We start from the raw sequence: 236 nt of genomic DNA on the forward strand, positions 1-236 counted from the left end.
GTTTATTTCTCCTGTCAATCTAACAGCTCCTGGCATATTATAAGCTATTGAACTGTTTTCAAGTTGGCTCAATATCCATAATCTTTTTTGCGCAGACGTTAATGGATATGAAATAGCTTCTAATGCTTTGGGAATAGTTACATATTTGTTATCTAATAATCCTTCAGTCAGTTCTTTAATTGTAGGATTTTTATAAAATATTTTGAATGAAATTTCTTTATTCAGATTTTTCATTG

General features: G+C 28.8%; 1 protein-coding gene. It reads right to left on the minus strand.

Going from position 1 to position 236, the window contains the following annotated elements; genetic code table 11:
• A partial coding sequence (locus tag SB752_RS33260) for a condensation domain-containing protein (protein WP_410719637.1) occupies window positions 1-236 on the minus strand: 236 nt, incomplete at both ends.

The sequence above is a fragment of the Brevibacillus sp. SIMBA_040 genome (genome assembly GCF_046535075.1).
GTDB lineage: Bacteria > Bacillota > Bacilli > Brevibacillales > Brevibacillaceae > Brevibacillus.